This window comes from Candidatus Cloacimonadota bacterium, assembly GCA_020532355.1.
In the GTDB taxonomy this organism is placed as follows: Bacteria; Cloacimonadota; Cloacimonadia; order Cloacimonadales; family Cloacimonadaceae; genus UBA5456.
Genome location: JAJBBD010000069.1, coordinates 1 through 13101 on the forward strand (window position 1 = coordinate 1; position 13101 = coordinate 13101).

General features: G+C 40.1%; 5 protein-coding genes, 1 rRNA gene and 1 pseudogene. 6 read left to right on the forward strand and 1 reads right to left on the reverse strand.

The genetic code is table 11. The features are described from left to right. Positions 1–632 precede the first annotated feature (632 nt). The 6 genes and pseudogenes from LHW48_02250 (at position 633) to LHW48_02275 (ending at position 12398) form a co-directional block, all read left to right on the forward strand. Positions 633–1589: a hypothetical protein gene (locus tag LHW48_02250; protein MCB5259283.1), complete on the forward strand. Its 957-nt coding sequence runs from the start codon at positions 633–635 to the stop codon at positions 1587–1589. Positions 1590–1677: 88 nt separating this feature from the next. Beyond that, positions 1678–3654, forward strand: coding sequence for an LruC domain-containing protein (locus LHW48_02255; protein ID MCB5259284.1), 1977 nt, complete (start codon positions 1678–1680; stop codon positions 3652–3654). 203 nt (positions 3655–3857) lie between these two features. Continuing rightward, positions 3858–6824, forward strand: coding sequence for a hypothetical protein (locus LHW48_02260; GenBank protein MCB5259285.1), 2967 nt, complete (start codon positions 3858–3860; stop codon positions 6822–6824). A 36-nt stretch (positions 6825–6860) separates the two neighbouring features. Continuing rightward, a complete protein-coding gene (locus LHW48_02265; GenBank protein MCB5259286.1) occupies positions 6861–9803 on the forward strand; it encodes a PEP/pyruvate-binding domain-containing protein in 2943 nt (980 codons plus the stop codon). A 78-nt stretch (positions 9804–9881) separates the two neighbouring features. Next, a pseudogene (gdhA, locus tag LHW48_02270) lies at positions 9882–11213 on the forward strand (NADP-specific glutamate dehydrogenase). A 75-nt stretch (positions 11214–11288) separates the two neighbouring features. Further along, positions 11289–12398: a hypothetical protein gene (locus LHW48_02275; GenBank protein ID MCB5259287.1), complete on the forward strand. Its 1110-nt coding sequence runs from the start codon at positions 11289–11291 to the stop codon at positions 12396–12398. 591 nt (positions 12399–12989) lie between these two features. Here the strand turns inward: LHW48_02275 and rrf are convergent. Continuing rightward, positions 12990–13101 (reverse strand): 5S ribosomal RNA (gene rrf / locus LHW48_02280); the annotation flags it as partial.

Here is a 13101-nt window from a genome sequence, read left to right on the forward strand (position 1 = left end):
GCCAATTGCTCAATCGTTATCCGCTCAAAATCCTGCGCGGAAATACCAAAGCTTGCTAATACAGAATCCAGATCCGGAGATACTAATATTCGGTATTGGATAATCATTGTTAACATAGTTTTTTGTCCTCAAGTTCAGAGTGCAATACTTGCAACGCCACAAAGTAAATATGTTATAACTATTAGTCAAGGAGTTTATTGTCGCGCTTCACTTTTGTGATTCTACTCACTCAGACAAGCAATATCCATGCTCTTAAGACATAAAGAGCGTAAGATGATAAACCGATATGTGGCACAATTTCCACATGATTTTGGAGCGCTGCAGGTTTTTCTCCTTGACTAAGTAAGTCTTTTATACAAATTACACATAAGCTTTAAAACTTGATAAATAGATAGTTACCAAGTATGTATCCTGGCAGATATAGGCTGATTGGGTTTCTGCAATATAAGCAGGCTCGCTCTGAGGTATTAATATTAAAAATATTATGCACAATAAGTTCAATACAATAGTAGATTTGGTACATACAAGGCGTTTTTTAAGCCCTTTGCCAAATTACTCACCAATCATTTGGAAACAGAAGCGTATGCACAATCTGAGATCCTTGAAATGGTCTTAAGCGAGAAGATATCCTGATGCCAACACGTGATACTGTTGTTACAGCCTGTGACCAAAATTTTGTGTGGGGGGCAATGCTTTTAGGTATATCCCTGCGCTATCATGGTATGACATGTGCCTACCATATATTAGGTTACGACCTCACTCAACGAGATGTTAAATGCCTACAAAGCATTCCGGGCACTGAAGTTTTTCCCGTCCATAAAACAGATATGCGCAGTGTCTGCACCCAAAAACCAATGGCAATCGATACTGCGGAAACAGACATTGTGGTATGGATGGATGCAGACTGTGTGGTAAGTGGAAACTTGGAAAAGTTTTTCGTATGTCCCGATAACAAACTGCAAATCCGCATAAGAGAAGAAAATGAGAACTTTAGCGTATATAGAAACCTCTACACAAAACATGATACCTTGGGAAAAATTCCCCAAAAAGTGCTGGATATATGGCAAAAAGATGTGAATGATCTGGATGAACCTGGTATTCAGACTGTATATCAGACAAATTGTTTTGTGCTAAATAAGACTCATCTTTCCTTTGTGGAATTATGGAAACAGCAGATGCTAAAAGTAATCCCAGAAAATACTTTCGGTGTGTATAATAAGAAAAGCATTGCATACTCCATGACCGATGAATCGGTAATAAACTCGCTTTTTGCCTTTTCTTCCCAAGCGCCAGCTACCAGTGAATACCTTATGGATAAAGATCCCAATGCCGCTTGCATACATTTTGGTCTAAGCCCCAAACCTTGGCAGCATTGGACTTTCTCGGCATTACGTTATTACGACTATGTTCAAAAACTTATCGCATGGGCAAACACAGAAAAGTATCGTTTACCAGCTCTAACTACTTCACTAATGCCTCAGCGATACAAGCAAGAGCGAAGAAATGCCCTTACACGCTATCGGCTAAAAACTACACGCTATCTTATCTCTACCCACTTGCGGAAAATAACTCGCCTTGTCCGATCCTGAAAAATTGCATTTTTGAAAACTTCTGCTTGACAAGTACGCTCACTCGGATATCATGTCCAAGTTAATATAATACATAGGACTAATATATATGAAAAACATATTGAAACTTGTTGTAATCGCCATTTTTATGGTTATTGCATTTTCGGCATGTTCCGAAAATGAGAATGATGCGTATGTGCCAATTAAGGATATCACAGTATCACCGGATTTCAACTGGCAAACCAGTCATCAGGTTGCGGTTGAAATTGAGCTTTTTGATAATGGCTCTGCTCCAATTAAGGGAGTTGTGTTCGAGATTTTTGATAGCTATCCGGAACCTAATAGTACGCCTTTAGCTAAGGGTGTTACCTTGGAGGATGGAAAGTATAACACTGTAATGAATCTGCCTACCGCGGTAAAAAAGGTGTGGGCAAGAGGCTATATGGGTGTGTACGAAATACCCATAAACAATAGTAGTGTAGTGCTTAGTTTGGGTGGAGCAATTGATGAATCGGTCATTAGCAACGACTATAGAAAGAATAATTCCAAAGCGTGGTCTTTCTTGCCGGGGCTAAGTTTTAACTCTCAGGGCAGACCTTACCCAATGAACAATGTATCCATTCAAGCAGACTTTTTTGAGCGCCTGAATGCAACTCTACCGGAGAGTTCGTCTTTACCCATCACACATCCTCAATATATGGAAACCTCAAATCAGGTGAATCTAAAATTAGATGAGACTGCTCAAGTATGGCTAACATTTGTGCATGAGGGAGCCGGATATTTGAACTCATTGGGCTATTATACCTATCCTACCGGGAATCTGCCGACAAGTCCATCCGAGATTGAATCAAAAAACATAGTAATGCCCAATGCATCACTTTATGGTAGCGGAGGACAAATGTTTGCCGGCGATACTGTGTATTTGGGAGTGTTTGAGCCTGGCACTACTATGGGGTGGTTTTTGGTAGCCAACGGTTTTAGGGGAGGCTATGGTACAAATGTAAGCACAAGTGCCCCTGTTTATTACTCCGATCCCGCTCTAAATCCGGAAACAGATCCGGAAAATAAGAAACACAGCGTACTGCTTTTTGACCAGATTTCGCAAAGATTTGTAGTAGGATTTGAGGATCTCCCTCGCACGTCTGAGAGCGATGACGATTTCAACGACTTAGTGTTCTTTTTAACTGTTAATCCCATAGAAGCTGCAGATCTATCATCAATTCCTCCTATGGATACACCTATCGATAGTGATGACGATGGGATTTCTGATGCTTTCGACGACTATCCCGATGATGCAGATTTGGCATTTAACAACTATACTTATGGTGCAGATGCTTGGGGAACACTGGCTTTTGAAGACCTTTGGCCCAATACTGGAGATTACGATTTTAACGATATGGTGGTAGATTACAATTACAATCAGATCACTCAGCCAGGAAACAGGGTTAAGAAAGTGGAGATGAGCTACAAATTACGCGGTATAGGAGCCAGAAGAGCTAATGGCTTTGCCGTCCAAGTTCCATTTGAAGCTTCAAATATCACCCAAATCCATGCCAGCCATGATGCTCTATTCGAGATGGAAGACGACGGACCTTTTGCAGTAATGCGATTTTTCAATAGCGCCTTCGACCTCATACCTCAAGTACCAAATGCTTTCATCAATACAGAGATGAGTGACACATATTTTGAGCCGGTGGATTTTTCTGTTCACTATAAGCTTGAAAGTCCCATGGCTATTTCCCTGTTGGAAACATCGCCGCCTTACAACCCCTTTATTTTTCTCAATGGTCTGCGCTCGGTAGAAGTTCATCTACCGGGATACCCGCCAACTACTAGAATGGCAACTGATATGCTGGGCACACAAGATGATGCCAGCACTGAAGGTAATTGGTATAAAACTGCCGGAAATCTTCCTTGGGCTGTAGATATTCCTCAAAGCTGGACTTACCCTATCGAAAAAGCACAAATATCTCAAGCCTATAATAAGTTTAAGGATTGGGCACAAAGCTCTGGCACTTCTTACGCCGATTGGTATAAAGATCTACCGGAATACACTAATCCGGAATTCATGTATTTGAAACCCTAATGATAATACCCCAAATAACATCCATCTACGTCCACTGCTTCTCCCTCAGCAGTGGACTTTTTTTCTCTGCTCAAAACTGTTACACGTAATAAATATCTCCAATAACATAATATGGCAACGATATTTTTTTGTTGACAGCATATACAAAGTTCAAGATGATTCCTTGTAAAACATAAGATGCTCTCCCAAACTGAGGTACGAATATGAAAATGGAAGAACTGAACTACTACTACAACAAATTTAAGTTCGGTGAAGATATCTTTCATCAACTGATGCAGAGACGGGTACGTGATATTCTTTTGGTCTCCACATTCTATGACGCATTTATTTTTGAGCAAGATGGCAGACTTTCGGAGCAAATATTTGGTGAATACCGGCAGTTAAATCTATCTACAGCCCCTCGCATAACATCTGTTCCCACGGGCGAAGAAGCTCTTGAAAAGTTAAAACATCATTCTTATGATTTGGTTATTACCATGATGCGCATCGGAGAGATTGGACCTTTTGAATTGGCAAAAAGAGTTAAAGCCGCTCAACCCGATCTTACCGTGCTATTACTGCTCAATGTGGCATCGGACTATCTCATCTGGGAAAACCATGTTGAAGAACGTACATATATAGATGATGTCTTTTTGTGGAATGGAGATACTAAACTCTTTTTGGCGATGGTTAAGAACGTGGAAGATGCAATGAATGTGGAGTTTGATACCAGTCACGGCTTAGTAAGGGTAATTTTACTGGTGGAAGATTCTGTACACTATTATTCGATGTTCTTGCCATCATTATACTCGGTAATCATGAAGCAAACTCAAAAGCTTATTGAGGAAGAAGTTAGCGATATCAACAAACATCTTCGAATGAGAATCCGCCCCAAGGTGCTTATGGCACATGATTTTGAGGAAGCCATAAGACTTTATGAGAAATACAAAGAATATATGCTATGCATAATCTCGGATGTACGTTTTCGAATTAATGGCGAAGTACATGCTCAAGCGGGGTTTAAACTGATCAATCAGATACTCAAGAAGAACCGAGATTTACCCATGATCCTCCAATCTTCGGAAGATGAAAACGAACAAATGGCTAAGGATTTGGGAGTTCATTTTTTAAACAAGAACTCCAAGCATCTGTTCAAAAACTTGCGAGAGTATATGGTATTTAGTTTGGGGTTTGGCAATTTCATCTTTCGCAGTCCTTCCGGCGAAGTGATTGATGAAGCCACTAATATTGCAGAATTTGAGGAGAAGATATTAAAGTTACAAGAAGACTCTTTGGAGTTTCACAGCCGTTTTAACCATTTCTCAAACTGGCTAATTGCGCATGGAGAGGTCCAAATTGCCAAAAAAATCCGCCCCATGAAAATCGAAGATTTTGATTCCAGAGATGAATTGAGACGTTTTTTGTATCACATCTTTAGAACAGTAAGGATCGAGAAAAATAGAGGAAAGATTATCAATTTTGATGCAGTATCCTTAGCGGAGATGAATCAGATAATCCGCTTAACCGAAGGTTCATTAGGTGGCAAAGGCAGAGGTCTTGCCTTCTTAAATGCACTTCTCTGCACGATGGACTACGAGAAAAAATTTGAAAACACTGCCATCTCTTTGCCTTCTACTGCTATCATTGGCACCAATGAGTTCGATCAATTCTTAGAGCGGAATTCCATTATGGATTTAGTTCAGAATATGAGCGATGAAGAGATAGATGAGCTGTTCATTCAAGCAAAGCTTTCCGATACGCTAATTAAGCGGTTAAAGATATATCTAGAGCATGTAAAATACCCTATTGCAGTGCGTTCCTCAAGTTTATTGGAAGATTCTCAAGCTCAACCCTTGGCAGGAGTTTATCGTACTTATATGTTGCCTAATAATCATGAACTGGCAAGTGAGCGTTTACGACAGTTGATGAATGCCATTAAACTGGTTTATGCCTCGGTGTTTTTGAGCGATGCGCGCAACTTTTTAGATTCGCTTAACTTCAAAGCTGAAGAAGAAAAAATGGCAGTTATCATCCAAGAAACCGTAGGATCTTTGAAAGGAGAGCATTATTACTATCCACATATATCGGGAGTAGCGCAATCTTACAACTTCTACCCCACTTCACATATGCAACACACCGATGGCATTGCCAATATCGCTCTAGGATTGGGAAAGTCTGTTGTTGAAGGTAAGCTAAACTATCGCTTTTGCCCTAAGTATCCGCAATTGGATATGTTGCCTCAAGAGGAAATGGTGCGCAATTCGCAAAAAGAATTCTTTGCTTTGGATCTTGCCAATAACGATTTTGACTTAACCAAAGGTGAGGAGATAACGCTGGCAAAATTAAGTTTGAAGGATGCCGAAAAGCATGAAACAATCAAGTATTTAGCGTCTGTTTGGGATTACGAGAATTACCGCTTAACCGACAATCTGCAAGAACGAGGACTTAAAGTATTAACTTTCTCTAGCATTCTTAAGTATGGCTATTTCCCCTTGGCAAAAATCGTGGAAGAGCTTCTTGAAATTGGCGAAATCGCTTTGGGAATCCCCGTTGAGATAGAATTTGCTGTCAATCTGGACCAAAAAAACTCCATAGCTGGTAAACCCACATTCTATATCCTGCAAATCCGCCCTTTATCCGTTAGTACAGATGCTTATCATATAGAAGCAGATAAACTAGATAAACAAGAGCTTTTGATGTATACCGAACACGGAATGGGTAATGGTTCAATTGAGGATCTGTACGATATCATTTATTTAGATCCAGATTGTTTCGATAAAACTAAAACTCATAAAATGCAGGAAGAGATTGAGAAATTCAACGCCGCAATGGCAAAACAAGGTAAACGATATATCTTGATAGGTCCGGGAAGATGGGGATCGCGTGATAAATTCTTGGGTATACCGGTGCGCTGGCCACAGATAAATCGTGCTAAGGTAATACTGGAAACAGGTTTACGAGATTTTATAGTGGAATCCAGCCAAGGCACTCATTTCTTTCACAATTTGGTGGCGATGAATGTGGGATATTTTACCATCCCTTTTGTTTCGAAAACAGATTTTATAGATATCAACTGGCTAAAAGCGCAGCCTTGTAACGAACGAGGCGATTACTTTGTGCATCTTCAATTCGACCATCCTCTTATTGTGAGGATGGATGGCAAAACAGGACTTGCCGTAATTCATAAATGAGGCAATAATGTGTATATGATACGATGAGGCAAACACTTGGCTATTAGCGCAAATTTTTGGGCTTTAGAGAATGAACTGTTGGAATCGCTTATGCCCATTCGCGTTCATAGTGTTTTACTTATCTCATCTCTTTATGATTCATTTGTGTTTGAGATCGATGGCTTTTTGGCAGAACAGGTAGCCGAAGATTTTTACCTGCTTAATCTTTCAACATTTCCCAACATCTTTCATGCCTCATCACTGCATAGTGCTCTCAAACTATTGGAATTAGAACAAATTGATCTGGTAATTATTCATCTGGCTTCTCAGCGTGCCATCGCATTAGATTTACTCAATCGAATAAAAACATACGATAACTCATTGCCGGTTTATTTACTGCTGGGTGTGCCCCAAGATCTCATGTTCATCGAAAATCACCTTCCAGAACTGGATGAAGTAGAGGATTTTTTCTATTGGAATGGAGATTCAAAGCTCTTCTTGGCTATCATCAAGCAATATGAAGAGAAAAAGAATATAGATCACGATTCGCAAATCTATAATGTGCCCATCATCTTGGTGGTTGAAACTTTCATCCCTTACTACTCACAGTTTTTGCCCCTGCTTTACGAACAAGTTATGCTGTTAAACTATTCGGTAATTCGTTCGGAGCATCAAGAGATAAATAAAAGCCTTTATCAAAATGCTCGACCACGCATACTACTGGTTCACGACTATGCTGAGGCAAAGGCAATCTACAACGCACATCCATTATCTGTAATTGGTATAATTAGTAACGTAAATTATAACTATCGTGGACGAAGTCATCGTGATGGTGGCATTGAACTTTTACAAAGTATTCGCAAAGACAATAATAACCTTCCCTTTCTGTTACAATCCTTCAATCCTCTATATAAAGATATTGTTAGCAGCAATGAAGGAGATTTCCTCTACAAAGATATTCCGGGACTATCGGGGCAATTGCTGCAATGGCTCAAAACTGAGGTTCAATTGAGCAAGTTTACTTTTAGACTTCCAGATCGCACCGAGATAGCTGAAGCATACAGCATCATCGGTTTTCATCACGCCATCAAAAAAGTACCGGATTCTTCACTGATTTATCATTGGCAAAACAATCACTTCCGCCATTGGTTATCGTCTCATGTGGAAATTTCACTCTGTAAAATGCTAGCAGATTTGCCCAAAGATCTTACGGCATCTCAAATACGCTCCATACTGTGTGACTCCTTGGAATCTTTAATCGCTTACAGACGCCGGGAGAAGATACAGGAATTCACTTTAGAGGCAGATTTTGAGCTTCCTCTTATTTATAAAATAGGTGAAGACTCAATAGGCGGAAAAGGTAGAGGCTTGGCGTTCTTGAACGTGATGCTTAATCGCTTTAGTGATATCAGCAATAAATACCCGGAAGTGCAGATAACTGTTCCTGTGGCAGCAGTTTTGGCAACCAGCGTTTTCGACGAGTTTATCTATAAAAATCCCACATTGATAGATTTTGATAGGTTTGAAGAGATGACAGATGCCGATATAGATATCCAATTTGTACAAGCCGATTTGCCTAAAGATGCCTTAGAGCAAATGAAACAAATCGTTGATAAATGCCAATTCCCTTTGGCTGTGCGCTCTTCCAGTGTTTTAGAAGATCACATTACAAATCCCTTTGCCGGAGTGTTTCGCACCTTTATTTTGCCAAATGCTCATCCAAATTTGGATATACGTCTTAAGCAACTGATTCATGCCATTAAATTGGTCTATTCATCAATGTTTCTCAAAAGCGCTCGTGTTTACCGAGAGTCGTTAAATATCCCCGCTCGAGAAGAAAAAATGGCTGTTATTATTCAAAAGGTAGCAGGATCTTATCATAATAATATGTTCTTTCCCTTGATTTCTGGGGTTGCTCAAAGCTATAATTACTATCCTGGCATCGGAATGAAACACGAACAAGGTATTGTAACTCTTTCCACCGGTTTAGGAAAGAATGCGGTTGAGCGCGGGCGAACCTTTGCCTTCTGTCCCCGATTTCCCAATAAAGATATGTTCCCCCCAGTTGATATAGTGAAAAATGCTCAACGGTATTTCTTTGCATTAAGCACTCAAAAACAGGATTTTGACCTAAGCAATGATGAGGCGGCTGCACTTGAAAGAGTTAAAATAAATTCGGACATATTAAATAACGAACTTCAACTTCTTACTTCGGTATGGGATCATAATAACAACGAATTTCTAAGTGGCACTTATACCAAGGGGCCTCGCATAATTACCTACCGCAATATCCTACATTATAAAGCATATCCTCTGGCAAGTATTCTGCAAGACTTTCTGGAATTGGGTAAAAATGTGCTCGGCTGTGAAGCCGAAATTGAGTTTGCTTTCGATGTTGATAGCATTAGCAAAAAAGCTGTATTCAGCCTGTTGCAAATTCGTCCCATTTCTGTAAATAAAATGCTTTATAGTGAACCCCTGGAAGGATATCTGAATAAAAGTGATGAGCTAATCCTTTATTCTTCATATGCTTTGGGTAGCGATATTCGAGAAAAGATCAATACGATTGTGTTTTTAAGTACAGAACGCTTCAACATTGTACAAACTGAAAGAATGGCTCTGGAAATAGAGCAGATAAACTCTACTTTAAAAGCCCAAGGAACAAAATATATCTTAGTTGCTCCGGGAAGATGGGGATCTTCTGATCGTTTTTTAGGTATCCCCGTAGTATGGAGCCAAATCACTCAAGCAGCCGCAATAGTTGAGATTGTATTACCCAATATGAGTATCGAAGCAAGTCATGGAAGCCACTTTTTCCACAATCTATTCAGCATGGGTGTAGCATATCTTACGGTACAAGAAAACAAGGATTATATCGATTGGACATATCTTGAGAACTATGCGCAACAAACTGATAATCAGTTCTTTAAAGTATGCAAGATTCCTCAAACTATCAAGATTTTATTCGATGGGAAAAATGCCGTGATTAAGAAGAAATAAAAAACTAAATAAAGAAATTTTGCTACAGTAGAAAGAAACCCTACTAAACCAACAAAACGTCACAGGAGGTATGTGATTATAACTAAGCACGAATTCCTACACTTGGTTAGCGCTAAAAATGGCGACCAACCAGAGTTTATTCAAGCAGTCACCGAAGTTGTTGATTCAATTTGGGATGTCTACGACAGCAATCCTCAATATCGAAAAGCCAAGATTCTGGATAGAATCGTGGAACCCGAGCGTATCATCATTTTTTGAGTGCCATGGCATACTGATAGCGGTGAAGTTATAGTAAACAGAGGTTTTAGAGTGGAGTTCAACAGCGCCATAGGCCCTTATAAGGGTGGGTTAAGATTCCATCCCAGTGTAAATTTGGGCATCCTCAAATTCCTCGGTTTCGAACAGATTTTTAAGAACAGTCTAACAACCTTGCCCATGGGAGGTGGAAAAGGTGGCTCAGATTTTAACCCGCGGGGAAGGTCAGATGAAGAAGTCCAACGTTTTTGCCATAGCTTTATGCTTGAACTTTTTCGCCATATCGGACCCGATACAGATATTCCGGCCGGAGATATCGGAGTAGGAAAAAGGGAAATTGGATTTCTTTACGGAATGTACAAAAAGATTCGTAATGAAGTAACTGGCGTACTCACGGGAAAAGGGCTTGATTGGGGAGGAAGCCTTATTAGACCAGAAGCAACAGGATATGGTACCGTCTACTTTGCTGAGGAGATGTTAAAAACCAAAGGTCAAAATTTTGCGGGCAAGAAAGTCTTGATCTCTGGGAGTGGTAATGTGTCGCAATATGCAATACAAAAAGTAAATGAACTGGGTGGTATTGTAATCACTGCATCCGATTCTGATGGCTTTATTCATGATCCTGAAGGAATTAAGGGAGAAAAATGGGATTACTTGATGGAGCTAAAGAACATCCGTAGAGGCAGGATTAGTGAATATGCCGAAGAATTTGGCGTTAAATACTATCCTGGAGAACGCCCATGGTCTATACCCGGTGATGTAGCCCTCCCATGCGCCACTCAGAATGAGATAAATGGTGAAGAAGCACGCACTCTCCTCAAAAATGGCTGTATCTGCATTTCCGAAGGAGCCAATATGCCTACAACCCTGGAAGGAGTGGAAGTTTTCCTTAATGCTAAAGTTCTTTACGGTCCCGGTAAAGCCGCTAATGCAGGAGGAGTTGCAACTTCTGGTTTGGAAATGACCCAGAACTCTATGCGCTTGAATTGGAACCGAAAGGAAGTAGATAGCAAGCTTCATGACATCATGGTAAATATCCATGAACATTGTGTGGAGTATGGGAAAAACGGAAATTTCGTAAACTACATGAAAGGAGCGAACATTGCCGGCTTCATTAAGGTGGCAAATGCAATGATGGATCAAGGACTCATATAAATTAAGCATTGACAGTTTCAAACCCCTTGGATTACCATGGGGTTTGAAACTTCTTTGCTCTTTCCGGGAGGATATATGGATTATGAAAATTATACCATGAGTGCAGCAGAAACCATTTTTGCCCTGCGTGAACGCTTAAAAGAGCTAACTTGTCTATACAATATTTCCGACATCTCCAACCGCCATGAGCTCTCTTTTGAAGAGTTTATCGCAGAAGTGTTGAAAATAATCCCCCGCTCCATGCAATACCCTTCAGCTACAGGATGTCGTATTGTTATCGATAACCTGAAGTATGAAACTGATAACTTAGAACCCAGTTCAGAAACTATTAGTGTGCCGATTGTAGTTAATTCAAAACAACGCGGTTTTGTGCAAGTTTGTTATTTAGAAAGTGCAAACGTACAGTTTCTTCAGGAAGAAGTGAAGTTGCTTAAGGGAATTGCCCAGCAATTATCTGTGGTTATTGAACGCCGGGAGGTAGATGAAAACGATATCCAAATGCGAGAACATTTACGATATGCAGATCGTTTAGCCACCATTGGACAGCTTACTGCTGTAATTGCCCACGAAATTGAGGATCCCATTACTTCTATTCTTGATACAACCAACAAACTATATTCAAACATGCATTGTACTGAAGATACAAAACAAGATATGCATCATATCATATCTTTAGCTAAACATGCTAAAGAGATTCTTAGAAAACTACTCTTATTCTCTGAACAAGTACCTCCCCGTGAATCTCAAACTAATATCAATAAACTCATTAAAGAAGGCTTTTATCTATTAGAAAATGGATGTAAAAAACAAAATATCAATGTTATCTACAATTTACAGGAAGATGTTCCCATAATAGTTGCCGACTCTACTCAAATACACCAAGCTATTGTGAACCTTATTGTGAATGCTATGCAGGCAATGCCAAAGGGAGGAACCCTTACTATTAGTACCAGTTTTAAGGAGAATTCCATTATTATTGAGGTCACAGATACTGGTTGCGGGATGGATGAAGATACTCAGAACAAAATTTTCATGCCGTTCTTTACCACTAAAGATAAGCAACTGGGAACAGGATTAGGATTACCCGTAGTCCACGGTATCATTTCTGCACACCGTGGCACTATTTCGGTACAAAGCACACTGAATATTGGAACTAGTTTTAGGATTATGCTGCCTATAAATTGATTTACAATTTTAGTTCCTTCTTTGGTGTTAGCCATACATCTACGTCAAGTTTTTCATCAGTTAAAGAGGTAATAGATGAATTTACCTAACTAAGACCGTTGAATAATCGGGTATGGGTCGAAGCTTCATAATGCAAGGGTGCTGGGTGGGCATAGTTGTGATCAAAATAACCACTAATCCGGTACTTCGTACATACAAATCTGCTATATGTGGATGTGTGGCGGTCTCATGTATCTGCTCAACGACAGCTAAAATTCCCCATGCGCATTGCAAAATCCGCTCCCCCCCCTTCTCGCCCATTGCTATAACGGAGGATTAAACATGGTTCAAGCTGGGATCATCCCGTAGATAAGGGATCATGTCCCCCTTAAGTATGCCTAATTGTGAGATAAAGATTCATGTGAAGAAGGTGTGTAAGACATTTGAATAATTGGGGCATGGAGTACCGTACTACAAAAGTGTCGGGTGAGTAGAGTTGCGCTCAATAAAAGCCTATCAAACCGATACTTAGTGCATAGAAATCTGCTATATATAGATGTGCACCGGTCTCCTAACTACATTATTTCATTGTAGACACAAGAAAGGCGTTAGCGATGGCGGCGACCTACTCTCCCACACAGTTGCCCATGCAGTACCATCGGCGCAGACGAGCTTAACTGCTGTGTTCGGAATGGGAACAGGTGTTGCCTCGCTGCTATAACCA